At 67.3% G+C, this 23206-nt stretch carries 22 protein-coding genes and 1 tRNA gene; 5 read left to right on the top strand and 18 right to left on the bottom strand.

Annotated elements, in window-relative coordinates:
* The 6 genes from JNK99_RS14620 to JNK99_RS14595 all read right to left on the bottom strand — a co-directional run.
* On the bottom strand, positions 1 to 251 hold a 251-nt coding region (locus tag JNK99_RS14620; RefSeq protein WP_291854324.1), incomplete at its 3' end, for a hypothetical protein.
* Positions 248 to 916 carry a hypothetical protein gene (locus JNK99_RS14615; protein WP_291854322.1) on the bottom strand — a complete coding sequence of 223 codons (669 nt, stop codon included), beginning with the start codon at positions 914 to 916 and terminating at the stop codon, positions 248 to 250. The genes JNK99_RS14615 and JNK99_RS14620, both read right to left, overlap by 4 nt.
* On the bottom strand, positions 913 to 1299 hold the full coding sequence (locus JNK99_RS14610) for a helix-turn-helix domain-containing protein (protein ID WP_291854319.1): 387 nt from the start codon (positions 1297 to 1299) through the stop codon (positions 913 to 915). The genes JNK99_RS14615 and JNK99_RS14610 overlap by 4 nt, the downstream gene beginning before the upstream one ends.
* Positions 1296 to 1901: a hypothetical protein gene (locus tag JNK99_RS14605; RefSeq protein WP_291854317.1), complete on the bottom strand. Its 606-nt coding sequence runs from the start codon at positions 1899 to 1901 to the stop codon at positions 1296 to 1298. Before JNK99_RS14605 ends, JNK99_RS14610 begins: the two co-directional genes overlap by 4 nt.
* The gene (locus tag JNK99_RS14600) at positions 1902 to 2618 is read right to left on the bottom strand and encodes an ATP-binding protein (RefSeq protein ID WP_291854315.1); all 717 of its coding nucleotides are present in this window, start codon (positions 2616 to 2618) and stop codon (positions 1902 to 1904) included. It abuts the gene before it with no gap.
* Between the two features lie 127 nt (positions 2619 to 2745).
* Positions 2746 to 4923 carry a Mu transposase C-terminal domain-containing protein gene (locus JNK99_RS14595; RefSeq protein ID WP_291854313.1) on the bottom strand — a complete coding sequence of 726 codons (2178 nt, stop codon included), beginning with the start codon at positions 4921 to 4923 and terminating at the stop codon, positions 2746 to 2748.
* 103 nt (positions 4924 to 5026) lie between these two features.
* Between JNK99_RS14595 and JNK99_RS14590 the strand changes: the two genes are divergently transcribed.
* A complete protein-coding gene (locus JNK99_RS14590) occupies positions 5027 to 5290 on the top strand; it encodes a hypothetical protein (protein WP_291854311.1) in 264 nt (87 codons plus the stop codon).
* Positions 5291 to 5632: 342 nt separating this feature from the next.
* Here JNK99_RS14590 and JNK99_RS14585 read toward each other — a convergent pair whose 3' ends face one another.
* Both JNK99_RS14585 and JNK99_RS14580 read right to left on the bottom strand, forming a co-directional pair.
* Positions 5633 to 5881: a hypothetical protein gene (locus JNK99_RS14585; protein ID WP_291854309.1), complete on the bottom strand. Its 249-nt coding sequence runs from the start codon at positions 5879 to 5881 to the stop codon at positions 5633 to 5635.
* Positions 5878 to 6114: a DNA-binding protein gene (locus JNK99_RS14580; RefSeq protein ID WP_291854307.1), complete on the bottom strand. Its 237-nt coding sequence runs from the start codon at positions 6112 to 6114 to the stop codon at positions 5878 to 5880. The genes JNK99_RS14585 and JNK99_RS14580 overlap by 4 nt, the downstream gene beginning before the upstream one ends.
* A 328-nt stretch (positions 6115 to 6442) precedes the next feature.
* Between JNK99_RS14580 and JNK99_RS14575 the strand changes: the two genes are divergently transcribed.
* On the top strand, positions 6443 to 6745 hold the full coding sequence (locus tag JNK99_RS14575; RefSeq protein WP_291854305.1) for a hypothetical protein: 303 nt from the start codon (positions 6443 to 6445) through the stop codon (positions 6743 to 6745).
* A gap of 500 nt (positions 6746 to 7245) precedes the next feature.
* On the opposite strand, the gene JNK99_RS14570 is transcribed toward JNK99_RS14575, so the two are convergent.
* The 8 genes from JNK99_RS14570 to dapC all read right to left on the bottom strand — a co-directional run bounded on the left by JNK99_RS14570 (position 7246) and on the right by dapC (position 16126).
* Positions 7246 to 7322: transfer RNA gene (locus tag JNK99_RS14570), tRNA-Arg, on the bottom strand.
* Positions 7323 to 7375: 53 nt separating this feature from the next.
* A complete protein-coding gene (gene pepN / locus JNK99_RS14565) occupies positions 7376 to 10060 on the bottom strand; it encodes an aminopeptidase N (RefSeq protein WP_291854303.1) in 2685 nt (894 codons plus the stop codon).
* A gap of 79 nt (positions 10061 to 10139) precedes the next feature.
* Positions 10140 to 10823: a GDSL-type esterase/lipase family protein gene (locus JNK99_RS14560; protein WP_291854301.1), complete on the bottom strand. Its 684-nt coding sequence runs from the start codon at positions 10821 to 10823 to the stop codon at positions 10140 to 10142.
* The gene (gene prmB, locus JNK99_RS14555) at positions 10820 to 11713 is read right to left on the bottom strand and encodes a 50S ribosomal protein L3 N(5)-glutamine methyltransferase (protein ID WP_291854299.1); all 894 of its coding nucleotides are present in this window, start codon (positions 11711 to 11713) and stop codon (positions 10820 to 10822) included. Before prmB ends, JNK99_RS14560 begins: the two co-directional genes overlap by 4 nt.
* On the bottom strand, positions 11706 to 12872 hold the full coding sequence (gene dapE / locus JNK99_RS14550) for a succinyl-diaminopimelate desuccinylase (RefSeq protein WP_291854298.1): 1167 nt from the start codon (positions 12870 to 12872) through the stop codon (positions 11706 to 11708). Before dapE ends, prmB begins: the two co-directional genes overlap by 8 nt.
* Before the next feature lie 10 nt (positions 12873 to 12882).
* Positions 12883 to 14067 carry a PilT/PilU family type 4a pilus ATPase gene (locus JNK99_RS14545; protein ID WP_291854296.1) on the bottom strand — a complete coding sequence of 395 codons (1185 nt, stop codon included), beginning with the start codon at positions 14065 to 14067 and terminating at the stop codon, positions 12883 to 12885.
* A gap of 29 nt (positions 14068 to 14096) precedes the next feature.
* Positions 14097 to 14918: a 2,3,4,5-tetrahydropyridine-2,6-dicarboxylate N-succinyltransferase gene (gene dapD / locus JNK99_RS14540; RefSeq protein ID WP_291854293.1), complete on the bottom strand. Its 822-nt coding sequence runs from the start codon at positions 14916 to 14918 to the stop codon at positions 14097 to 14099.
* A gap of 11 nt (positions 14919 to 14929) precedes the next feature.
* Positions 14930 to 16126, bottom strand: coding sequence for a succinyldiaminopimelate transaminase (gene dapC / locus JNK99_RS14535; RefSeq protein ID WP_291854291.1), 1197 nt, complete (start codon positions 16124 to 16126; stop codon positions 14930 to 14932).
* Positions 16127 to 16193: 67 nt separating this feature from the next.
* Between dapC and JNK99_RS14530 the strand changes: the two genes are divergently transcribed.
* The gene (locus JNK99_RS14530) at positions 16194 to 17087 is read left to right on the top strand and encodes a DMT family transporter (RefSeq protein ID WP_291854289.1); all 894 of its coding nucleotides are present in this window, start codon (positions 16194 to 16196) and stop codon (positions 17085 to 17087) included.
* 57 nt (positions 17088 to 17144) lie between these two features.
* On the opposite strand, the gene JNK99_RS14525 is transcribed toward JNK99_RS14530, so the two are convergent.
* Complete coding sequence (locus JNK99_RS14525; RefSeq protein ID WP_291854287.1) at positions 17145 to 17861, bottom strand: UPF0149 family protein; 717 nt, start codon at positions 17859 to 17861, stop codon at positions 17145 to 17147.
* 4 nt (positions 17862 to 17865) lie between these two features.
* On the bottom strand, positions 17866 to 18285 hold the full coding sequence (gene queF / locus JNK99_RS14520) for a preQ(1) synthase (protein ID WP_291854285.1): 420 nt from the start codon (positions 18283 to 18285) through the stop codon (positions 17866 to 17868).
* A gap of 185 nt (positions 18286 to 18470) precedes the next feature.
* Between queF and smc the strand changes: the two genes are divergently transcribed.
* Positions 18471 to 21974, top strand: a complete 3504-nt coding sequence (smc, locus tag JNK99_RS14515; RefSeq protein ID WP_291854284.1) for a chromosome segregation protein SMC — start codon at positions 18471 to 18473, stop codon at positions 21972 to 21974.
* Between the two features lie 8 nt (positions 21975 to 21982).
* A complete protein-coding gene (locus JNK99_RS14510) occupies positions 21983 to 23203 on the top strand; it encodes a cell division protein ZipA C-terminal FtsZ-binding domain-containing protein (RefSeq protein WP_291854282.1) in 1221 nt (406 codons plus the stop codon).
* The last annotated feature ends 3 nt before the right edge of the window (positions 23204 to 23206 follow it).

The raw sequence follows: 23206 nt of genomic DNA, 5'->3' as shown, positions 1-23206 counted from the left end.
CCCCCCCGGGGCCCGCCCCCGGGCCCGGGGGGGGCGTGCTCCGGGACCCAGCAAAGGCCGCCGTGCACGTACGCCAGGTCCTCCAGGAGTTGTTGCGCGTTGAGCAGGGCGGCGCGGTCGATCGGGTCGGTCATCTCGTCGTGCAGGACGGCTATGGCCTCGGCCAGGTCGTGCAGGGCGTTGACCGCCTGCGGGGCGCTCGCCCGGCGCGTCGCCGGCGCCAGCGGGGGGTGGGGGATGGTCGGGTTCATGGCTGGACTCCTGGGGTGGGGGGTGGCGTCGTTGGCGACGGGCGGCGGCCGGGGAGTGCGCGCTCGTCGCCGTGGTTGGGGTCGAAGACGATCCGCCGGTGGGCGTCATAGCGGGGCGGCAGCGGGCCGGGGTCGCGGTCGTCGGGCAGGTGGTAGCGGTAGCCGCCGTGCCCTTTCTGGCGGTCGGCCGGGAGGCGCTGAGGACGGTCCGAGCGGCGCAGGTAGCCGGCGCCGGCGAGCGCGCCGACGTAAGCGGCGAGGCTGGCCTGCGAGACGCGACAGCCGCTCCCGGCGAGCCGATCGGCGAGTTCCTCCTGCGTGAAGTCGCGCTGCTGGCGGATGGTGCGCCAGAGCGCGGCGCGGACGTCGCCCGCCGGCCGCGCGCCGCGCGGCCGCTGGCCGGAGCGCAGTTCCTGCCGGCCGACTGCGGTCAGCCGGTAGCGCCGGTAGGCCGCCGGGCCGCTGCCGGCGACACTGCCGCGGGCTTCCAGGCGTTCGAGCAGCGCGTCGACGAGCACGCCGGGAATCCCGCTGCGGGCGACGATCTGCACGCTGCTGGTGCCGTTTTCGTCGTGCCCGAGCCCTTGCTCGAGCGCCGTCAGCACCTGGCGGCGCTGGCGTTTTTCGGCGGCCCGTTCGGCCGAGTGATCGCGCGGCCAGCTCATGGCGCGCTCCGCGCAGCGGGCCGGCCGGCGCCCGGCGGCACCGGCCCCGGCGCCGCCGGTTTGTGGGGGCAGGTCTGGCAGGTGAGCCACAGGGTTTCGGCGTCCGGGAAGCCGTAGGGGCGCGGCCGCAGGGCGATGCGCGCGCAGTGCTCGGGGGGCTTTTCCTGGCCGTCGTCGGGGCAGAGGCGGCGGTCGTAGCGGCGGACGATGGCGGCTTCGATCTTGCGCACGGCGGCGCCGTAGTCGCCGGCCAGGTACTGGCTGATCGCCGGGCGGCTGTAGCCGATCTCGGCGGCGAGGGCGGTCTGCGTCTTGCCGGCTTTGATCTGCTCGTCGAGGAGCTGGCGGGCGCGGGTCAGGGCGTGGTTTAGGGCGTGGCTCATGACGTTTCCCCGGAGTCGGCGGCGCCGTCGAGCGGCAGCAGGCTGCCGCTGTTCGGGTCAAAGATGACGCGCGCCGATTCGCGCCAGACCGGCGCTTTCGGGCCGAGATCGACGGCCAGGCGCCACTGCACGCGGCCGCGGCTCTGCCGCGCCGGCAGGCGCTGCGCGCTGCGCACCAGGATGCCGGCGCGTTCGAGCGCGGCGAGGTACTTGTAGACGTTGATGTCGGGGGCGGCTTCGTGGCCCTCGGCGTGCGTCGTCAGGATGTCCTTCAGGGTGGCGACGCGATGCGCGCGCAGGTGCCACCAGGCGCGCTCGCGCAGGCCGCTGGTGCGGCCGCGTGGGCGCGCGCCCTGCCCCGGCGAGACGGGTTTGCCGGCTTCGGCCCAGGCGAGGCCGGCTTCGGTGAGGGTGTATTGGCCGCGGCCGACGCCGCCGGTGACGCCGTCGAGGGTTTCGTGCACGCGCACGAAGCCGCGCCGTTTGAGCACCTGCACGGCTTTGACGAGGTCGCGCCGCGGGCAGCCGAGCCGCCCGACCAGGCCATCGAGCGTCAACACGCCGTCAGAAAAGGCGTTCAGAACGTGAGTGGCGAGGCCCATTTAACGCCCCCCGGCGCGCGGCGTGACGGCGCGCGGGCTGACTTTGGGGACCAGCGTCAGCTCGTGGTCGACCACCAGCGTGACCATGCCGACATCGGCCAATTCGAGCCGCTCCAGCCCCTTGGTGCGGGCGATGCGTTCGAGCGTGGCGATGGCGTTTTCGACCAGGCGGAACTTGCCGTCGGTCTGCTGGTGCACCAACTCGGCGACGTCGACCGAAACCGGCACTTCGCACAGCGCCTGGACGAAGGCGACGGTGTCCCTGACGGCGGCGTTGAAGAGCTCCTGCCGGTGCGCGATGCGCGTGCGGATGTGGGCGGAGTCGGAAAAGCGCCGCACTTCGGCGTTGTGGCAGACGAGGACGACGTAGGTGTTGCCGCGCTCGGCGACGTCGCGCAGGTATTCGATGCCGGCGGCCGGCACCTGCTGGCAGCGCATGGCGAGGCCGAACTGCGCTTCGTCGAAGACGATCGGGCTGCCGCTCTCGCGCAGGGCGGCGATCTGCTCTTCCATCTCGGCCGATCGGTTGGCGCGGTGCTTGACGCCGAGCTTCTCGCTGATCGCCCAGCGCAGGCCGTCGAGGTTCATGCCGACGTGGCCCTTGACCAGGACGGCGCCCTTGGCGGCGCCCCAGTGGCTGATGTTGCGCGTCTTGCCGACGCCCGGTTCGCCGTGCAGCAGCATCAGGCAGCTGCTGGCGCTGCCGCGCTCTTCCATGAAGGCGACGGCGGCGGCCAGCCGGGAATGGTTTTCGGTGCGGACGAAATGGTGTTTCAAGGGATAATCTCCTTTCCCCTGCGAAGGGGTCTGTGGTGGTGGAAAACGGCGTCCGGAGGGCTTGCGGCTATCCGGACGCTTTCTTTTGCCGGCGGTCGCCAGGGGATTCGGGGGGTGCGTCGTCGTCGGCGCCGGCCGATCCGTAGAGCCACATCACCAGGTCGGCGTGGCTCATCGTCGCCGGGGCGGCTTCGTCGGTGGCGGCGTCGTCGTCGGCGTCGGCCGGCACGGGCAGGTAGTCGGCGACCGGGATCGGCACCGGATCGATGCCGGCGGCTTCGAAGACTTCGCCCAGCTCGGCTTGCGCTTCGGCGAGGATTGCCTCGCCGCGCTTGACCTTGCCGGCGGCGCGCAGCGCGCGCAGGCGGTCGATTTCCGGGACCGGGAAGGCGGTTTTGGCGTGCCCGTTCCAGGCCGCTTCGCCGATCAGCCGGCCATCCAGGTCGAGCAGCCAGACCTTGGCGGCGTCGTGCAGGTCGTAGCGCACGCGCAGCTTGGCGCCTTCGGCCAGCAGGCCGACGAGGTCACGCCGGAAGTAGGCGTTGCCGAAGAGCTGGACGACGCCGCGCGACGGCGTGCGGATCACTTCCGGCATCCACAGGGTGGCAATTTCGCCGTCGGTCGGCCCGAAGACGATCGAATCGCGGTCGAGACGGGCCTGATAGGTGCCTTCCGGGGTGCCGTCGCCGCCGCTCCTGGCGAGGTCTCGGTGCTGGTGATGCAGGTTGTACTCGGCGAAGACTCGGCAGAGGTCGTCGAGAAACTGCCGCCACGAGGGGGCCTTGATCCCGCCGCCGTCCTTGCGCGCCAGCAGTTTGATTACCTTGCTCGTGGCGTTCTCATCGGCGCCGCGCCAGGTGCAGGTGGCGTAGCTGCGCGCCAGCGGGATCAGCGTGCTCTGCCAGAAGCGCTCGATGACGCCGCGCCCCTGCGGGTTGCCAGGGATGCCGGTATGGTGGGCGATGCCCTGCCGGACGAGCGTGCCGGTGATCGGCGCGTCGATCTTCTTGCCGGTCTGGCCGGCGCCGTTGTCGGAGTAGTAGACCAGCGGCCGCGCCCGGGTGACGGTCTGCGCGTGGCGGAAGGCGTCCGACACGGCAACCGTCGATTCGGAGAGCGAGACCGACCAGCCCACCACCTTGCGGCTGACCCAGTCGAGAATCACCGTCACTTCGGGGGTGAACGGCTGGCCGTGGATCGGGTGCTGCACCTTGGCCTTGAAGGAGTGGCCGTCGCCGACCCAGAGGTCGTTGGCCTGGAACAGCGACAGGTCGCGGTCGACGTAGGGCATCAGCGCTTTCCAGGCCGACCCGGTGACGCGGCCGCGGTACTTGACCGTCACCGGCAGGTCCTGCTGGATGCGCGCGACGGTGGCGTAGCTCGGCACCGGCAGGCCGTGCTCGGCAAGCCACGGCGCCATGGCGCGGTGCGCCTCGGCGATCGTCGGCCGGCTCGGCCGGCAGAAGCAGCGCAGGAAGGCGGCGATCTGTACCGGGTGATGGCCGGTCGCGGCGCGCGCGCCGGGGACGAGGTAGCGGCCCGGGTCGCCAGCCAGCCGGCCGCGTTCGTACCAGGCGCGCAGGCGGCTGAGGCGGGCGGTCTGCGCGGTGAGTCCGCCGAGCGGCGCGGCCGCCGGGCGGCTCGCCGCGCTGCCGCGCGGCTTCAGGTAGGTGGCCTGCGCCGCCCGCAAGAGCGCCGCGTGCGCTTCGCCGGCGACCAGCCGGCGGGCGAGTTCTTCACACGCGCGGCGCTCGCTGCAGCCGAGGGTTTGAATGGCTTCGTCAATGGCCGAGCAAAGCAATAAGGCGGCGTCGCGATAATCCCGGCCGCTATCGGTGATTTTGGCTTCTGGGATGGCGCGGCGGATTTGGCCGCGCGCGGCAATCGCTCCGGCGGGGAGTGCGGGCGGGGTTTTCTTGGTCGGGTGCGGGGTGGGTTGGGGGATTATCTCGCCAGGGGGGCGGGTATTTTCGGGAGTCGGGGCGGCAGGCGCGGGAAGCGCGGCGATGAGGTCGTGGGCGAGGGTTTGGAGATAATCGCGGGTGGGGGTGGGGAGCGCGCTATAGGGGTACTCGCGCGCCTTGGATCGCACTTTTGCGCGAGATGGCCACAAATTTTTTTCCGCTGTTGATCTCACGCGACGCTCTGTTGTTGGCAGGCCGGGGAGCCCGGCGAGTTCCTGCGCCGAAAACCACCCGGCGGCGGGGTCGATCCGGCAGCCGTTGACCGCTTCAATCGTGGCCATGGCGCCCCCGGCGGGCGAACAGGGAGAGGGGTCTCGCCGCTTCGCTAGAATGGAGAGGCCGGCTGACCACTGGCAAACCATTCCACTTCACCGGAGACCCCTCATGGAAAACGACGACGATGACCTGCTTTACCTGTCCACGGTGCATTCCGACCTCGCACAAATGTTCATGTTTGACGCGCTCGTCTGTGCTTTGCACCATGCAGGAACACTCCCTATCGATGCTTTCAGAGGCTATCTGGACAAGTCGGAGGTGGCTCTGGGGAGGACTGTGCCGGAGTCCCTGGCGACGTTCCGTCGCAACCGGAAACATCTGGAAGGCCTTCTCCGAAGGATTGAAGCGCAGCGGACTGTGCCGCCGAAATGATCTCGTCTGCTCGCTGCACCAAGCGCTCGTGGCGAAGACGTCTCGCTGCTGCTCTCTGCGGCCGAAGCTCATCGAAAAGCGCTCCTGGCCGCACGGCAAGCGCCGCCACAATGATCACCTGCAGAAATCGCAGGTCATCGGCTGAGAACTGATGAAAATCCCAGTCGTGGAGCAGCGTGATGCAGCTCAGGAGGCCTGCCAGCCGATCCTCGTCGACGATTCCTGACGCTTGACAGCTCGCCAGCGTCACCAGCTGGACGGCGGTCCGGAAGTCGCCCTTCTGGACCGCCTCATTCAGCGCTTTCAGGTCCTGATCGGATGCGGACTGCGTGTTGGGCGCGCTCATTTCTCGATCACTCTCCGTTGCTCGGGCGTCGCCCACGTCAGCTCGTTGGCGCGGCGCATGCCTTCGTCCATCCCGGACAGGTACGCGTCGGCCTCCGCAGAACCCACCTGGTAGGGGAACGGAAGGTCCTGAACCCCGTCCAGGCGCTTGAGAAGCACATCCCGGACGCCCGCGCGGTAGGCCGCTGAGCGGGCCGGACGGCCCGGATAAAACGCCAACTGCATGAGGGCTTCAGTCTTGCTCATGGTTTCGACTCCTCGATGAGGGTGCCGTCCTTGATCCCCAACTCGACGGCAATGCGGTGACTGATCCCGTGCCGGCACGGGCGGGTGCCGCTGAGCACCCAATGCACGATCTGGGGCTTGTAGCCCCGCGCTCGCGCCCACGCCGCCACGGTCTGCCCGGTGCGGAGGAACCGCTCCTTCGCGAGCGCGGCGCGCTCGGCGGTGCTCTTCTGGGTGGACTTGCCCAAGTTCATGGCATACCCTGTAGTGTTTAGTGATGGTTGAGCGTGTATTGTTCGCGCAAAAGTGCGGTTTGTCAACGCAATTGTGCGCGTCCGATTCCTCCTTTCTCGGTGTCCTGGTGCGATGGCCTCAAGTGTCGGAAAACAAAGCGCTTCTGATAATCGGACGTCGTCCGATTCGCAAGGGAGTTCGCGTCCGATTCCTGGCGTCGAATCGGACGCGTTCATTACCCGGCTTCGGGAGGTTATTGGGAGCGAAACCGTCGCCTCATTCGCCAGGAGATGCAATATCGGCGAAAGCGTCGTTCGCGGGTATCTGCAGAGCGGGAAGCGTCCAGGGATGGCGCACTTGGTGGCTATGGCGGACGCTGGATCGGTGACCGTCGATTGGCTTGCGTCCGGGCGCCTGCCGCGGACTCGCGCGGAGGTGCTCGCTGCGCTGCGTCAGTCGGCCGCACCCGGTCCAGCGCTGTCCTGCCGTGAACCGAATGCCTCGGTGAGCGACGCGGTGCCGAAGATCAACGCGGAAGCCCTTGCGGCGATCCTGGCGGGCATTCTCGATGCCATGGGGCCGTCCGCAGACCCGCGGCTGGCCGCAAAGAAGGCGGTGGAGCTGTATTGGGAGGTGTTGGGAGGGGCGTGATCACCCCGGAGGGTCCAGCCCGCAGGCCGACGGTGCCGGATCGACCAGGCGCCGCCTGATCCTTGCGGCTGGTGGCGCCTGTGGGCGCTCCTCACCGAGCCGGCCGGGGTCGTCCAGGCGGTTCCCGCTCAGAACGCCTCGCCTCGAAACCCGCCCGCGTCAAACCGCGTTCGACTTCGGAAATGTTTGACGGTCGGCGGCAGCCCTGCGACAAATATCGTGCGAACCTGCCCAATATTTAAGCGATTCCGCCCAACCCTGCTGCAAATCGCTTCCCGTCCGATTTCGCCGCCGATCCCGCTCAAACCCGCATGGTTGCGGCTCTTCCCGGATCTGCCCGCCCCATCGCCCATTGCGTCCCGTGCGACAAATATCGTGCGAAATCACATGCATCCCGTGCGACAAATATCGTGCGAAATCACACACAATATCGTGCTATTTCACACGAGCCACAAAGCAAAAAGGCCAATCTGAAGATTGGCCTAACTGCCTGCTTCCATTGGCACGCCCGGAGCGATTCGAACGCCCGACCCCTTGGTTCGTAGCCAAGTACTCTATCCAGCTGAGCTACGGGCGCCTTGCCATGTCTGAGCGCGGGATTATACCGAGCTGATTCGCCCCGCTCAAGCACTATTTGCAGGCTTGCCAGTGTTGCACGGTCGGCGCTGGCCGCCAGCTCAGCGCCCGTTCGACGATCTCGCGCACATTGCTGGACAGTCCGTCGATCACCCGCAGCTTATCGAGCACCGAGCGCGCCTGCGTCTGGCGTCGGGGGTCGAAGCGGCGCCAGCGATCGAAGCGTCGGGCAAGGCGGGCGGCCACCTGCGGGTTGAACCGATCGAGCACGGCGATCTGCCCGGCGAGCAGGCGATAGCCGCCGCCGTCGGCGGCGTGGAAACGCACATGGTTGTTGCCGAAGGTGTTGAGCAACGCATAGACCTTGTTCGGGTTGTGCAGGTCGAAAGAGGGGTGCGCGAGCAGACGCTCGACCACCGCCAGCGTGTTCGGCAGACGACTGGCTGCCTGGATGGCCAGCCACTTGTCCACCACCAGCGCTTGGTCGTGCCAGCGCTCGTGGAAGATCGCCAGTGCCTGCGCGCGTTCGCTGCAGTCGTGCTGTGCCAGGATGCTGAGGGCGGCGAGCTGGTCGGTCATGTTGTCGGCCGATGCGAACTGCTGCAGCGCCAGCGTCCGGCTCTCGGCGGAGCCCGATTCACCGAGATAGCCGAGGCAGAGGTTGCGCAGCGCCCGGCGTCCGGCAGCGGCCGGGGTGGGCTGGTAGGGTCCGTCTGGGGCCAGCGCGTCGTAGGTCTGCCGGAAGTCGCTGCGCAACGCTTCGGCCAGGAAGTTGCGCAGGCCATTGCGCGCCGCGTGCAGTGCATCGGGATCGACGACGGCCATCTCTTCCGCCAGCGTTGCCTCTCCGGGCAGGGTCAGGACCTCGGCGGCAAAGGCCGGATCGTCGCCGCCCTGCCGGAGGACCTGTGCCACAGCTTCGGCAAAGCCTAGCGGCCAGTCGGTCGGCCGGCCGCCGGCGCAGTCGGCGGTGGCGCCGAGGATCAGCCGGCTGGCCAGGCGGTGCCCGGCTTCCCAGCGGTTGAACGGGTCGCTGTCATGGGTCAGGAGGTGGCTCAGATCCGCATCGCGCCAGTCGTGGTCGACAATCACGGGCGCCGAAAAGCCGCGCAGCAGCGAGGGTACCGGCGCTGCCGGCAGATCCTCGAAGACGAAGTGCTGCTCGTTTTCGCTCAGCGACAGGATGCGTGTCGTCCTGCCGCGCTCGGCACTGTCCGCTTCGCCGGCCAGGTAGAGCGGCAGATCCCGACCGTCCGGGCCGAGCAGCCCGATCGCCAGCGGAATGTGGAATGGCGGGCCGGTTTCGTCGGCCGTCGGCCGCGATTGGGCAAGCGTCAGGCAATAGCGGCGGCGACTTGCGTCGTAGGCGCCGCTGGTGTGCACATGCGGTGTGCCGGCATGGTCATACCAGTGCTTGAACTGCGTCAGGTCGATGCCCGAAGCGTCGGCCATGGCGGCGACGAAGTCGTCGCAGGTGACGGCCTGGCCATCGTGCCGTGCGAAGTAGAGGTCCATGCCGCGCCGGAAGGCCGGTCTGCCGATCAGCGTCTGGATCATGCGCACCACCTCAGCGCCTTTTTCATAGACCGTGCTGGTGTAGAAGTTGTTGATCTCGATATAGGAGTCGGGCCGTACCGGATGCGCCATCGGACCGGCGTCCTCGGGAAACTGCGCGGCGCGCAGCGCGCGCACGTCGCGGATGCGACTGACCGCACGGCTGTGCATGTCGGCGCCGAATTCCTGGTCGCGGAAGACGGTCAGCCCCTCCTTGAGCGACAACTGGAACCAGTCGCGGCAGGTGACGCGGTTGCCCGTCCAGTTGTGGAAGTATTCGTGCGCGACGACGCGATCGATGTTCTGATAGTCGCCATCGGTGGCGGTGTCTGCCCTGGCGAGAACGTATTTGGTATTGAAGATGTTGAGGCCCTTGTTCTCCATGGCCCCCATGTTGAAGTCGCCGACGGCGACGATCATGTAGTGGTCGAGGTCACACTCCAGCCCGAAAACCTCTTCGTCCCAGCGCATCGAGCGTTTGAGGGCGTCCATCGCGTGTGCGCACTGGTCGAGCTTGCCGGGTTCGACGAAAACGGCGAGCTCGACGCTGCGTCCGCTGCCGGTACGGAAGCGATCGCGCAGCACGTCCAGGCGGCCGGCGACCAGTGCGAACAGATAGCAGGGCTTGGCAAAGGGGTCCTGCCAACGCGCCCAGTGCCGGTCCACTCCTTCGTCGCCGTTGGCGACCGGGTTGCCGTTGGCGAGCAGCACCGGCAGGCTGCTCTTGTCCGCGTGCAGGGTGACGAGGTAGCGCGACATGATGTCCGGACGATCGGGAAACCAGGTGATGCGGCGGAAGCCCTGCGCCTCGCACTGGGTGAAGTAGCCGTCCTTCGAGCGGTACAGCCCGCACAGGCTGGTGTTGTGATCGGCGTCGACGCGCACCCGCGTGCTCAGCGTCAGTGCGTCGGGCGGGTTGGCGATGCTCAGGCGGCAATCACTGCAGGTGTATTCGCCGGTAGCCAGCGGCGTGCCATCGATTGCCAGCGACAGGGTTTCGAGGCCGTGGCCGTCCAGTTGCAGCGCTTGCCCGGCGGCTGCCGCCGGATTGCGCCGCAGGTGCAGGTGGCTGTCGACCAGCACCTCGCCGCTGTTGAAGTGAATGTCCAGTTCCACCTCATCGACCAGGAAGGGGGGAGGGGCGTAATCCTGGCGATGGATTCTGCGGGGGCTCGGATCGTTCATCGGTGTTCCCTGTCTTTCTGGCGGTTGCGTCCGGCCGGCGCGCACGGTCGGGTCCGGAACCAGGCGGTGCGCGCGGTGACTATGGTTTGCCGAGCAAGCCGAGGCGGCTCAGTTGCTCGGCAACGCCGGTCGCCATCTTGCGATAGCCTTCGGCGTTCGGGTGGATGGGGTCGGCCTTGAGATTGGCGTCGGCCAGGATAGTCGCCAGAACGCCCTCGACCAGTGGCAGCTTTTCCTCGCTGGCCAGCTCGGCATAGATCCTGGCGTCGGGCAGTTTGCCGGTGACGGCGCCGATCAGCGACAGACGAGGCACGGCGAGCAGCACGACCTGCGCACCGGACTGCCTGATCGTGCCGATGATGGCGCGCAGGTCTTCCTTGATCGCCGCTTCCGGCCGCCGACTCAGGAAGTCGTTGCCGCCGAGTTCGACGATGACCAGTGCCGGCTGTGTTGTCTGCAGCATACGGCCGATCCGTTCGCGGGCGCTTTCCGCACTGTCACCGGGAATGCCCGCGTTATAAATTCGCCAGCCGCTGCGCGTGGCGAGCTGGCGCGGATAGTCCTCGCCAGGGCCGGCACCCGTGCCGAAGGTGATGCTGTTGCCGAAGGCGAGGACCGCACTGCCGGCCGGCAGCGCCGCGAGCCTGGGCGATGGCTGGCAGCCGGCGAGCAGCATGCAGGCGAGCAGGAACAAGCGGTGGAGCAAGCGGTGGAGCAAGCGCATCGGCGAACCGCTGCGGGGGTCGGGTGCCTTGCGGCTCATGGCAGTTCGTCGCGCGGCAACAGGAAGACGTACTGATCGCCGGCGCTGGTGTCGAGCCAGGTGAATGGAGTTTCCGGGAAGGCGGCTTCGAGGGCTTCCCGGTTGTGGCCGATCTCGACCACCAGCAGACCGCCCGGCTTGAGATGGTGGCGGGCGCCGGCCAGGATGGCGCGCGTCAGATCGAGTCCGTCCGTACCGCTGGCCAGCGCCAGGGCGGGTTCGCAGCGGTACTCGGCGGGCAGGGTGGCCATTGAAGCGGCATCGACATAGGGCGGGTTGGCGATGATCAGGTCGTAACGCCGGTTTTTGAGCCGGGTGAAGAGATCGCCCTCGACCAGACGAACGCGCTCGCCAAGCTGGTAATCGACGACGTTGCGCTGCGCGACGGCGAGTGCGGCGGGTGACAGGTCGACGGCGTCGACCAGCGCCGTGGGGAAGGCGTGCGCCGCGATGATCGCCAGGCAAGCCGAGCCGGTGCACAGATCGAGAACGTTGTTCACCTGGTCGGCATCGTCGATCCATGGGGTCAGTTGCTCGCGCAGCAGTTCGGCGATGAATGAACGCGGGACGATCACCCGTTCGTCGACGTAGAAGCGATGCTCGCCCAGCCAGGCCTCATGGGTCAGGTAGGCGGCCGGCAGTCTTTCGCTGACCCGACGTTTGACCAGGCGCAGGGCGCTGGCGCGTTCGTCGCTGGTCAGTCGGGCGTCGAGAAAGGGTTCGAGTCGGTCGAGCGGCAGGTGCAGGCTGTGCAGCAGCAGATAGGCAGCCTCGTCCCAGGCGTTGTCGGAGCCGTGGCCGAAGAAGAGCCCGGCCTCGGTGAAGCGGCTGACCGCGAAACGCAGCAGGTCGCGCAGCGTCGACAATTCGTTTTGCGCCTGGTCAAACATCGGCCGGCAGGAGCTGCTCGATGATGCGGCGGTAGATGCCGGCCAGTTGCGGCAGGGCAGCCATTTCGACGCATTCATCGACCTTGTGGATGCTGGCGTTGACCGGGCCGAGTTCGACCACTTGCGGGCAGATCTCGGCGATGAAACGCCCGTCCGAGGTGCCGCCGGTGGTCGACAGTTCTGCCGCGATACCGGTTTCCGCCGCGATGGCCTGCCGCGCCGCGTCGATCAGGGCGCCACGCCCGGTGAGGAAGGGGCGGGCGCCCAGTGTCCAGGCGATGTCGTAGTCGAGCCCGGAACGATCGAGGACGGCGCCCAGGGCCGCCTGCAGTTGTTCCGGCGTGCTGGCCGTGGAGAAGCGGAAATTGAAGTCGATGACGACACTGCCCGGGATGACGTTGCCGGCGCCGGTGCCGCCGTGGATGTTGGAGACTTGCCAGGTGGTCGGCGGGAAAAAGTCGTTGCCCACGTCCCAGATGATTCCGGCCAGCGTGGCCAGCACCGGCGCGACCAGATGGATCGGGTTTCTGGCCAGGTGGGGGTAGGCGATATGACCCTGGATGCCGCGCACGGTCAGCTTGCCGGACAGCGAGCCACGGCGGCCGTTCTTGATCGTATCACCGAGCCGCTCGCTGGCCGTCGGTTCGCCGACGATGCAGTAGTCGAGCAGTTCGCCCCGACGGTGCAGCACATCGGTGACGGCGACCGTGCCATCCACCGCGTCCCCTTCCTCGTCCGAGGTGAGCAGGAAGGCGAGCGAGCCGCGATATGCCGGTCGCGCCGCGACAAAGGCTTCCGCTGCGGTCACGAAGGCCGCCAGGGAAGCCTTCATGTCGGCAGCGCCACGGCCATAGAGCAGACCGTCGTGCCGGGTCGGCACGAAGGGGTCGCTGCGCCAGTCCGCCGCTGGGCCGCTCGGCACGACGTCGGTATGGCCGGCGAGACAGAGCACCGGCCGGCTGGCGCCGCGCCGCGCCCAGAGGTTGCTCACCGCGCCGCGCCCGAGGAATTCGCAGGTGAAACCGATCGCTGCGAGGCGGCTGGCGATCAGCTCCAAGCAACCGGCATCGTCGGGGGTGACCGAGCGGCGGGCGATCAGTTGTTCGGCCAGCGCCAGCGTGTCGTCGCCGGGCGCGGCACTCTTGCGGTCGGCGGGCATCGGCGGTGGGTCAGGGAACGCTGGCCGTGTCGTCAAGGCTGAGCGTGAACTCCTTGTACGACGGGCTGCTGGGGTTGGTCGCCGCGAGGTCGAAGGTGGCTTCGCGCGGCTGCTCGTCCATCGCCAGGTTGCCGGCCGCGTCGTGGTTGTTGATCAGCCAGGACAGGTTGGTCGGCGAGTCGGCATTGAGCAGCGCTTCCTGCAGCGTGATCACGTCGGAGCGATAGAGACGGAACAAATCCTGCTCGAAGGTGCGCGATCCGGGGGCGAGGCTCTGCTCCATCGCCTCCTTGAGGGCCGGGATGTCGCCGGCCTCGATCAGTTCCTGGACATGGTAACTGTTGAGCAGCACTTCGACCGCCGGTGCCTGCCGGCCATCCTTCTTTTTGACCAGACGCTGGGAAACGATCGCCTTGAGGCTCACCGAGAGATCCATGTACAGGCTTCCCCGGCTGTCGACCGGGAAGAAGTTGATGATCCGGTTGAGTGCGTGGTAGCTGTTGTTGGCATGCAGCGTGCCAAGGCAGAGGTGACCGGTCTGGGCGTACGCGATGGCTGCCTGCATCGTCTCCCGGTCGCGTATTTCGCCGATCAGAATACAGTCCGGGGCTTGCCGCATGGCGTTCTTGAGGGCCGTTTCCCAGCCGAGGGTGTCCATTCCGATCTCGCGCTGGTTGACGATCGACTTCTTGTGCCGGAAGAGGTACTCGATCGGATCCTCGATGGTCAGGATGTGACCGCTGCAGTTGGCATTCCGGTAATCGAGCATCGACGCCAGGGTGGTCGATTTGCCCGAACCGGTCGAGCCGACGATCAGGATCAGCCCGCGCCGTTCCATCACCAGATCGGCCAGCACCGGGGGAAGCAGCAGCGACTCCAGGGTCGGGATATTGCCCATCACGTAGCGCACGACGATCGAGATCGAGGCGCGCTGGCGGAACAGGTTGATGCGGAAGTTGCCGAGCTTGGCGACCCCGAACGAGAGGTTCATCTCCTTGGTTTGCTCGAAGGCTTCGACCTGCTGCGGATTCAGCAGCTCGCTGGCGATCTTGTCGATCATCGCCGGTTCCATGATCTGCTGATTGATCGGTACGGTATTGCCCTGGATCTTGATGTGGATCGGGGCGCCGGCACAGATGAAGATGTCCGATGCCTGGCGCTCGGCCATCACGTGAAAGAGCTTGTCGAGGATCATTCGTCGCCCGCTGCCTGATGAGGGCGCGATCAGTCGCCGCGCAACAGATCGTTGATGCTGGTCTTGGCACGTGTTTTGGCATCGACCTTCTTGACGATCACCGCGCAGTACAGGCTGTAGCTGCCGTCGGCGGCGGGCAGATTGCCGGATACCACGACGGATCCCGGTGGTACGCGGCCATAGCTCACTTCACCGGTCTCGCGGTCGAGAATCCGGGTCGACTGGCCGAGATAGACACCCATCGAAACGACCGAACCTTCGCCGATGATGACGCCCTCGACGACTTCCGAGCGGGCACCGATGAAACAGTTGTCCTCGATGATCGTCGGGTTGGCCTGCAGCGGTTCGAGCACGCCGCCGATGCCGACGCCGCCCGACAGGTGTACGTTCTTGCCGATCTGTGCGCAGGAGCCGACCGTCGCCCAGGTGTCGACCATCGTGCCTGCATCGACATAGGCGCCGATATTGACGTAGGACGGCATCAGCACGACGTTCCGTCCGATGAAGGAGCCGCGCCGTGCGGTGGCCGGCGGCACGACACGGAAACCGCCACGATCGAAGGCGTCGGCATCGTAGGCGGCGAACTTGTTCGGCACCTTGTCGAAGTAGCGCATCGGTCCGCCATCGATCAGGCGATTTTCCTGCAGGCGGAACGAAAGCAGCACGGCCTTCTTCAGCCACTGGTGCGTCACCCATTCGCCATCGATCTTCTCCGCCACTCGGAGGGTGCCGTCGTCGAGCCGGCCGAGCACCGCGGCAACGGCTTCCCCGATGGCGCCCGGTGCGTTGTCTGGTTGCAGCGAAGCGCGATTTTCCCACGTCTCGTCGATGATCTGCTGGATGGCCTGCATGTCTGCCTTTCCTATAGTCTTGAAATGAATGAGCGGATGCGTTCGGCAGCCTCGATACAGTCGGCGAGTGGCGCAACGAGCGCGATGCGGACGAAGCCGGCGCCGGGATTGATTCCTTGGGCGGTGCGTGCCAGCAAGCTTCCGGGCAGCAGGACCACATTATAGTCGGCGAACAGTTGGCGGGCGAAGTCGGTGTCGCTGACCGGCGTCCTGACCCACAGGTAGAAACCGGCGTCGGGCATGCCGGTGCCGGGCAGTACTGCGGCCAGGCGGGGGGTCACGGCAGCGAACTTTTCAGTGTACTGCCGACGGTTTTCGCGCACATGCGCCTCGTCGTTCCAGGCTGCGACGCTGGCCGTCTGCACCGCCGGATTCATCGCGCTGCCGTGGTATGTGCGATAGAGCAGGAAGGATCTGAGGGTCGCCGCATCGCCGGCGACGAAGCCCGAACGCATGCCTGGAACGTTGGACCGTTTCGACAGGCTGGAGAACATCACCAGCCGTTCGAAACCGCGCCCGAGCCGGCGGGCCGCCTGCAGGCAGCCAAGCGGTGGCTCGCTTTCGTCGGGGAAAATCTCCGAGTAGCACTCGTCCGACGCGATCACGAAACCGTAGCGGTCGGCGAGGGCAAACAGTTGCCGCCAGTCGTCGAGCTGCAGCACCTTGCCGGTCGGGTTGCCCGGCGAGCAAACGAAGAAGAGCTGCACGCGCTGCCATTCCGCTTCGCTCAGGGTCGCGAAGTCGAAGGCGTAGTCGTTGCCCGGCAGCGTGTTGAGAAAACGCGGTTCGGCGCCGGCGAGGTAGGCGGCACCCTCGTAGATCTGGTAGAAGGGGTTCGGGCTGACAACCAGCGGCTGATCGCCGCGCGTCGGATCGATGATCGTCTGGGCGAAGGCGAACAGTGCCTCGCGCGAGCCGTTGACCGGGATGATCTCGCTCTCCGCGTCGATCCGGTCGAGGCCGTAGCGCCGCTGCAGCCAGGCGGCGATGCTCTGCCGCAGTTCGGCGCTGCCCAGCGTGGTAGGATAATTGGCCAGGCCGGCGAGGCCGGCCGTCAGCGCCTGTCTGATGAATTCCGGGGTCGGGTGCTGCGGCTCGCCGATCGACAGTCTGATCTCGCGCTGCTGCGCGGGTGGCGTGACGCCGGCGAAGAGCTGCCGCAGTTTCTCGAAGGGGTAGGGTTGCAGTTTGCCGAGGTGAGGATTCACTGATCGCAGGGGTCGTGGCGGGACGCTGGATTATAAGGGGCATCGGGCGACGGTGAAAGGAAGCGACTTGCACACAGCGAGCGGGAAGGCTGCTGCCGACAGCCGGCGGGCGGTCGCGGCGCTGCTCTGCGGGGCGCTGATCTGGGGCCTGATCTGGTATCCCTACCGGATACTGCGCGACGACGGAGTGGACGGCATCGCCGCGTCGACCGCCAGTTATGCGCTGGCCTTCGTTCTGGGTCTGCCGTTCTGGCGCCGCTCGCCCGGCGCCAGGCCGCCCTGGTCGACGCTCTTCTGGTTGGCCCTGTCGGCCGGCGTGTGCAATCTCGGCTACATTCTGGCGACGCTCAACGGCGAAGTGGTGCGCGTTCTGCTGCTGTTCTATCTGGCGCCCCTGTGGACCGTGCTGCTGGCTCGCCCCCTGCTCGGCGAACGGCCCGATGCTGTCGGAGGGCTGGTCATCGCTCTGTCGCTGAGCGGCGCGGCGATCATGTTCTGGCAGCCGCGGCTGGGCATTCCGGCGCCGCGCGATGCCGCCGACTGGCTGGGCTTACTCGCCGGCTTCGCCTTTGCCCTGTTCAACGTGCTGTCCCGGCGGGCCCGCGCGCTGAACAGCGCCAGCAAGGTGCTGGCCGCCTTCGCCGGCGTGGTGGGCATCGGTCTCCTGCTGCTGCTCTCCGGCGTCGGCCACTGGCGTGCGCCGAGCGCGCCGTCGCTGTGGCTGCTGCTCGGCCTGCTCGGCGCCATCCTGCTGCTGGCCAACGTGATTGTCCAGTTTGGCCTGGTGCGGGTTGCCGCCAACCGGGCGATCGTCATCATGCTCAGCGAGATTGTCGTCGCGGCGCTGGCCGCCTGGCTGCTGGCCGGCGAGGCGCTGGCGGCGCGCGAGTGGCTGGGAGGGGCGATCATCGTCGCCGCCAGCCTGTTGACCGCACGCCAGGCGGAGGATTCGCCGGCCTGACCGGCGGCCGGGCGAGGTGGTGCGGCGAAGGCGGTCGGGCGTGCCGCGCGCGGAAGATCATTCCTCAGGCGCGGTGGCGCAGCATTTCTTGTACTTCTTGCCGCTGCCGCATGGGCATGGCTCGTTGCGTCCCACCTTGGGTTGCGCCCGGTGGATGGTCTCGACGCCCCGCTGTGCGAGCCAGAAGCGGTAGATGTTGGTGATCGACTGCGGCAGCAGTTCTTCGCATTCGCTGTTCAGGCGCTCGAGCTCCTCGCCCGACAGCCATTCCTCGCCGGCCTCGCCGGCTGCCGCTGCGGCGTCGCCAGTGAGCACGAAGAGCGGGAAGAGTTGCTCGTCGAGGAAAGTGATTTCATCGCTGTCCTCCTGATCGTCGTCCGCGCCGAGGAAATCGAACCAGTCCTCTGTTGCCTGATCAAGGCCGTGCAGATAAGCCCGACACCAGGGAACGTAATCGCTCGCCGAGTCGCCTTCTTCCACCCCATAGAGCAGCAGCAGGGGCGCTTCGCCACTCGCCAGTTCGACCTCCAGGCGGGTCGCCAGACGGCGCAGCAGTTCGGCCGCCTCGCGCCCGGCGTCGCTGGCGGCCAGGCCCGGCGCCCCGAGCACTTCGTCCAGCCATTGCGACTCGGGGATCGGCTGCGGGCCGGAGAGCGCCGCACACAGATACCCCTGGACCTCGTCGAGGCGCATCGCCTGCTCGAGCAGCGGATGCTCGAGCAGTTCCTCGAGGCGCAGGAGCTGTTGGTCGCTAAGTTGTGCCTGGATGCTCATGATCTCAGCCTCGTGTGTTGGTCTGCTGCGGGAAGTCGGCCAGGTGCACCGTCGGCGCGGGTGTCCAGCCCGGCTTGCGCTGTTCGGCGACCACCGTCGTGAAGATGCCGCCGCGCACGTAGAAGCGGGCGGTCAGCCGCATGTAGCGCGGCCTGGTGGCGTTGGCCAGGTCGTCCAGGATGCGATTGGCGACAGCCTCGTGGAAGCAGCCGGTATCGCGAAAGGACCAGATGTAGAGCTTCAGGCTTTTCAGTTCGACACAGCTCTGGTCGGGAATGTAATCGAGGAGCAACGTGGCGAAGTCGGGTTGCCCTGTTTTCGGGCACAGACAGGTGAATTCCGGAATTTCCATGTGAATATGGAAATCGCGCTGCGGCGCCGGATTGGGGAAGGTTTCAAGCTTGTTCGCCGGCTGTTCGTTCATGGTTGTATCGGCTGGAGTGCGTCAGGCGGTGGATCGGGTACACGGAATGCTATCATAGACACCCATCATGGCATTCCGTGGCTCAGTTGCGGTGCGTCTGCATCGGCCGTGCGGGGTGGACCTCGCTCGTCACGACGTTCCTAGCGATCTCTTCCAGTGCGGCTGCAGCGGCCGCGTTCCAGTTCATGCGCCTGACCAAACTGAAACTCGCCGGCTTCAAGTCCTTCGTTGATCCCACCACGCTCGCCCTACCCGGTCAGCTCGTCGGCGTCGTTGGTCCCAACGGTTGCGGCAAGTCGAATGTGATGGACTCCGTGCGCTGGGTGCTCGGCGAATCGAAAGCCTCGGAGTTGCGCGGCGAGTCGATGCAGGATGTGATCTTCAACGGCTCCGGGGCGCGCAAGCCGGTGTCGCGGGCGGCGGTCGAACTGGTCTTCGACAATACGCTGGGCCGTCTTTCCGGTCAGTGGTCGCAGTATGCCGAACTCTCGGTCAAGCGTCTGCTGACACGCAACGGGCAGTCCGAGTACTACATCAACAACCTGCATGTCCGCCGCAAGGACGTCACCGATCTCTTTCTCGGCACCGGTCTCGGACCGCGCGCTTACGCGATCATCGGTCAGGGCACCATCTCGCGCATCATCGAGGCCAAACCGGACGAACTGCGCGTCTTCCTCGAAGAGGCCGCCGGAGTCACGCGTTACAAGGAGCGGCGCAAGGAGACCGAGAACCGGCTGGCCGATACGCGCGAGAACCTGGCCCGGGTCGAGGACATCCGGATCGAACTCGGCGCCCAGATGGAACGTCTCGAGAGCCAGGCCAGCGTCGCCCGCCAGTATCGCGAGTACAACGGCGACCTGACCCGCAAGCAGCAGTTGCTCTGGTTGCTGCGACGCAATGAAGCACGAGCCGAGCGGGACCGGCTGGCGCGCGAGGTCGAACAGGCGGTGATCGACCTCGAAGCGCGGAACGCCTCGCTGCGCGACCTCGAGGCGCGGCTCGAAGAGGCGCGCGAAGCCCATTTTGGAGCCAGTGACGGGGTACATGGCGCGCAGGGCGAGCTGTTCGCGGCGAACGCCGAAGTGGCGCGTCTGGAAGCCGAGATCCGCCACCGCCGTGAAGCGCGGCGCGAATACGAGACGCGCCTGGCGCAGCTCACCGACGACCAGGCACACTGGCAGGCGCAGGCCACCAAGCTGGCGGGCGACGAGGAGCGTTGGCAGGAACTGCGGGAACGCTCCGACGTACGCCTGGAAGAGGGCGAGATGCGTCTCGAGGCACGCCGCGAACGGCTGCCGCTGGCCGAGGACAGGCAGACGGCGGCGCTCGAAGCGGTCAATCGCCAGCGCGCCGCGATCGCTCAGGCCGAGCAGCGCCTGCACGTCGAGCAGGCCAACCGCGGCCATGCGCAGCGCTCCTTGCAGACCCTCGCCAGTCGGCGCCAACGCCTGGCGACCGAACGGCAGGCGTTGGCGCTCCCCGATGTCGCCGCCTTGGTCGACAAGCAGGAAGAACTCGTCGAACTGGGCGAGCGGATCAGCGCGGTGCAGGCCGGCCAGCAGGGCCTGCAGCATGAACTGCCACGCCTCGAGCAGCAGCGGCGCGGCGTCCTGGCCGAGGTCCAGCATGCGCAGAAGGAGCGTGCCGAGGCCAATGCCCGCCGCACGGCCTTGCAACAGTTGCAGCAGCGCCTGCAGACCGACGGCAAACTCGATGACTGGCTGCGCCGGCACGGTTTGCAGCATGGCCAGCCGCTGTGGAAGTCCCTGCACGTCGAAGCAGGCTGGGAGGATGCCGTGGAAGCCGTGCTGCGCGAGCGCCTGTCGGCGTTGCCGGCCGATCGCGCCGACCCGGCCTGGAGCCGCGACCGACCGGGCGGCAAGCAGACCTTCCTGCTGCCGCTGGCCGAGGTACAACCGCTGGCGGCCGATGCCGACCTGCTGCTGGCGCAGATTCGCTGCGACGATGAGCGGCTGTGCGCCATCCTGGGCGACTGGCTCGGCGGCGTCCTGGCTGCGCCCGATCTGGCGAGTGCGCTGGCCCGACGCAGCACCCTGGCGGCCAGTGCCTGCTGCGTGACGCCCGGCGGCGACATCGTCAGCCGGCAGAGCGTGACGCTGTTCGCGCCGGACAGTGCGGCGCATGGCCTGCTCGAAAGGCAGCGCGAGATCGACCAGTTGGCGGTGCTGATCGCTGAACGCGAGGTGCGGGTGGGGCAGGCGCAGTCCAGCCTGAGCGCCGTCGAACAACAACTGGCCGACGCGCAACAGGCGCAGCATGAATCCCGTCAGCAACTGGGCGTGCTGCAGAACAGGGCGCACGCCATCCAGGTCGAAACGCTCAAGCTGGCGCAGGCGCAGGAGCGTTTTCGCGAGCGCCAGGCGCAGATCGACGACAGTCTGGCCGAGATGAGCGCCGAGGAGGAAAGCGAGAGCGAACGCCTGCTGCTCGCCGATGAGGCGATCGAAGTGCAGCGGGCGCAGGTGACCGAGCTGCAGACGGTGATGGCCGTGGCCCGCGCGCATCTGGAACAGAGCGAGCGGGCCTTGCGCGACGAGCGGGAGCAGGTCAACAGTGCCGAGCGCGAGTTGCGCGAGGCGGAGTTTTCGCAGCGCGAGTGCGCCAGCAAGCTGCAGGAGCTGGCCGCCAGCCGCGCCCTGGCGCGCCAGCAAATCGAGCGCATCGACGACGAAATGGCGCGCTGCGCGGAAAACGCCAGCGCCGTGCAGGCCGAGGATCTGGAGCCGCGCCTGCAGGAGGCACTGGATCATCGCGTGGCGCGCGAACACGCCCTGGCGCAGGCGCGCGACGCGCTCGAGGCGGCGGCGAACGGCCTGCGTGCGCTGGACGAACAGCGACTGGAGGTCGAACAGAGCCTTGACCCATTGCGCAACCGGATCGGTGAGCTGCGGCTTAAGGAACAGGCGGCCAGCCTGGCGTGCGAACAGTTCGCGGTCCAGCTTGCCGAGGCGCAGGCCGACGAGCAAGCGCTGCTTGGCGAACTGGCCGGAGCGCGCGCCGCTGCCTTGCAGAGCGCGATTGGCGCCTTGCAGCGCGCGATCGAAGCACTGGGCGCGGTCAATCTGGCGGCGCTTGACGAACTCGAAGCGGCGCGCGAACGCAAGGGCTACCTCGACGCCCAGTCGGAAGACCTGACGCAGGCCATGGAGACGCTGGAGAATGCCATTCGCCGCATCGACCGGGAAACGCGCGATCTGCTGCAGACCACCTACGATGCGGTCAACCGCAGTTTCGGCGAACTTTTTCCGACGCTCTTCGGCGGTGGCGAGGCGTGCCTGATCATGACCGGCGAGGAAATTCTCGACGCCGGCCTGCAGGTCATGGCGCAGCCGCCGGGCAAAAAGAATTCGACCATCCACCTGTTGTCTGGTGGCGAGAAGGCATTGACGGCAATAGCGCTGGTATTCTCCATGTTTCAGCTCAATCCGGCGCCCTTCTGCCTCCTTGACGAGGTGGATGCGCCGCTTGACGATACCAATACCGAACGCTTCTGCGCCATGGTCCGACGCATGTCGGCCAACACACAGTTTCTGTTCATCAGCCACAACAAGATCACGATGGAAATGGCGCAACAGCTCGTCGGGGTGACCATGCAGGAGTCCGGCGTCTCGCGCATCGTTGAAGTCGACATGGAAGAAGCGCTGCGCATGCGCGAGCAACTCGTTTAGGAATCGACATGACTGACTTGCAAATCGGTTTGATCGGCCTCGGAGGCGTCGCGGTGGTCGGCGTCCTGGCCTACAACAAGTGGCAGGAACACCAGCATCGCAAACTGGCCGAGCAGTTGCTCAACGCTCGCCAGGCAGACATCCTGCTCGACGAAGCGGCGCCCGGTGGCGAGGGTGGCGAGCGCGTGTCGCGCGCGGCGTCCGCCGCAGCCGGGGTGGGCGATGCGTCGCCGCAGGCGGCTGGCGTCGCCGCGCGGGCCGGGCAGGATCGGGTCGAGCCCAGGTTGCGGGCGGCCGGCGAGCCGTCGGCCGAGGAGCACGGCCGGGAGTCCGCCGAGGAGCCGGTCGGCGCGTCCGTCGCCGTGGTTGCGCCCGGCGAGCGGGCGGTCGGCGTGGCGGGAGCGCCGCTTTGCGTTCTGTCGCCGGCGATCGATTACATTGCCGCACTTGAGGTATCCGAACCGACCCCCGGCGACCAGATCGTCGAGGCGCGGCGCGGTGTACTGGCGCGACTCGGCAAACCCTTGCACTGGATCGGCTTCAACGAGCAGGCGCAGGCCTGGGAACCGATCGTCGAGGAGGGCGAGGCCGCCTATCGGCACATCCGTGTCGGGCTGCAACTGGTAGACCGCAAGGGTCCGCTGCGTGACAGTGACCTGTCGGTCTTTCAGGTGACCATCCAGGACCTGGCGAGCGAGCTGATGGGTGCTGCCGAGTTGCCGCAGCGCGAGCCCGCCTTGCGGATGGCGGCGCAGCTCGACGAGTTCTGCGCCGGTGTCGACATCCAGATCGGCATCAACGTGATCAGTCAGGGGCAGGTGTTCCCCGGCACCAAGCTGCGCAGCCTGGCCGAGTCGGCCGGCATGGCGCTTGACGGTGCGGGGCGCTTCGCCCGCTGCGACGAAGAAGGCCGACTGCTCTATGCGCTACTCAACCAGGAGACGCAGGGCTTTGCTGCCGAGTCGCTACGCAGCCTGGCCACTCACGGCATCACTTTCCTGCTCGACGTGCCGCGTGTCGCCAACGGTGACCGTGTGCTGAGCCAGATGGTCGAGCAGGCACGGCGTTTCGCCGATGCACTGCACGGCGCCCTGGTCGATGACAACCGGCGGTCGTTGTCGGAGGCGGCGATCGAACCGATCCGCCGGCAGGTGCTGCAATACCAGTTGGCTATGGCACATCGTCACTTGCCGGCTGGCGGGGCACTGGCACAGCGCCTCTTCTCCTGAGCG

Source organism: Accumulibacter sp., from assembly GCF_016789985.1.
In the GTDB taxonomy this organism is placed as follows: domain Bacteria; phylum Pseudomonadota; class Gammaproteobacteria; order Burkholderiales; family Rhodocyclaceae; genus Accumulibacter.
This window is presented reverse-complemented; position numbering and strand designations above follow the sequence as displayed.

What these genes read in the sequence shown, in the direction of transcription:
- dapD (WP_291854293.1), bottom strand. Translation starts at nt 14,918, where the DNA reads ATGCAGGCCATCCAGCAGATCATCGACGAGACGTGGGAAAATCGCGCT.
- queF (WP_291854285.1), bottom strand. Translation starts at nt 18,285, where the DNA reads ATGAACGAACAGCCGGCGAACAAGCTTGAAACCTTCCCCAATCCGGCG.
- JNK99_RS14525 (WP_291854287.1), bottom strand. Translation starts at nt 17,861, where the DNA reads ATGAGCATCCAGGCACAACTTAGCGACCAACAGCTCCTGCGCCTCGAG.
- JNK99_RS14600 (WP_291854315.1), bottom strand. Translation starts at nt 2,618, where the DNA reads ATGGAAGAGCGCGGCAGCGCCAGCAGCTGCCTGATGCTGCTGCACGGC.
- JNK99_RS14560 (WP_291854301.1), bottom strand. Translation starts at nt 10,823, where the DNA reads ATGAGCCGCAAGGCACCCGACCCCCGCAGCGGTTCGCCGATGCGCTTG.
- JNK99_RS14585 (WP_291854309.1), bottom strand. Translation starts at nt 5,881, where the DNA reads ATGAGCAAGACTGAAGCCCTCATGCAGTTGGCGTTTTATCCGGGCCGT.
- prmB (WP_291854299.1), bottom strand. Translation starts at nt 11,713, where the DNA reads ATGTTTGACCAGGCGCAAAACGAATTGTCGACGCTGCGCGACCTGCTG.
- JNK99_RS14610 (WP_291854319.1), bottom strand. Translation starts at nt 1,299, where the DNA reads ATGAGCCACGCCCTAAACCACGCCCTGACCCGCGCCCGCCAGCTCCTC.
- JNK99_RS14615 (WP_291854322.1), bottom strand. Translation starts at nt 916, where the DNA reads ATGAGCTGGCCGCGCGATCACTCGGCCGAACGGGCCGCCGAAAAACGC.
- JNK99_RS14545 (WP_291854296.1), bottom strand. Translation starts at nt 14,067, where the DNA reads ATGATCCTCGACAAGCTCTTTCACGTGATGGCCGAGCGCCAGGCATCG.
- JNK99_RS14575 (WP_291854305.1), top strand. Translation starts at nt 6,443, where the DNA reads ATGGCGCACTTGGTGGCTATGGCGGACGCTGGATCGGTGACCGTCGAT.
- JNK99_RS14510 (WP_291854282.1), top strand. Translation starts at nt 21,983, where the DNA reads ATGACTGACTTGCAAATCGGTTTGATCGGCCTCGGAGGCGTCGCGGTG.
- JNK99_RS14595 (WP_291854313.1), bottom strand. Translation starts at nt 4,923, where the DNA reads ATGGCCACGATTGAAGCGGTCAACGGCTGCCGGATCGACCCCGCCGCC.
- dapE (WP_291854298.1), bottom strand. Translation starts at nt 12,872, where the DNA reads ATGCCCGCCGACCGCAAGAGTGCCGCGCCCGGCGACGACACGCTGGCG.
- JNK99_RS14605 (WP_291854317.1), bottom strand. Translation starts at nt 1,901, where the DNA reads ATGGGCCTCGCCACTCACGTTCTGAACGCCTTTTCTGACGGCGTGTTG.
- smc (WP_291854284.1), top strand. Translation starts at nt 18,471, where the DNA reads ATGCGCCTGACCAAACTGAAACTCGCCGGCTTCAAGTCCTTCGTTGAT.
- pepN (WP_291854303.1), bottom strand. Translation starts at nt 10,060, where the DNA reads ATGAACGATCCGAGCCCCCGCAGAATCCATCGCCAGGATTACGCCCCT.
- JNK99_RS14590 (WP_291854311.1), top strand. Translation starts at nt 5,027, where the DNA reads ATGGAAAACGACGACGATGACCTGCTTTACCTGTCCACGGTGCATTCC.
- JNK99_RS14580 (WP_291854307.1), bottom strand. Translation starts at nt 6,114, where the DNA reads ATGAACTTGGGCAAGTCCACCCAGAAGAGCACCGCCGAGCGCGCCGCG.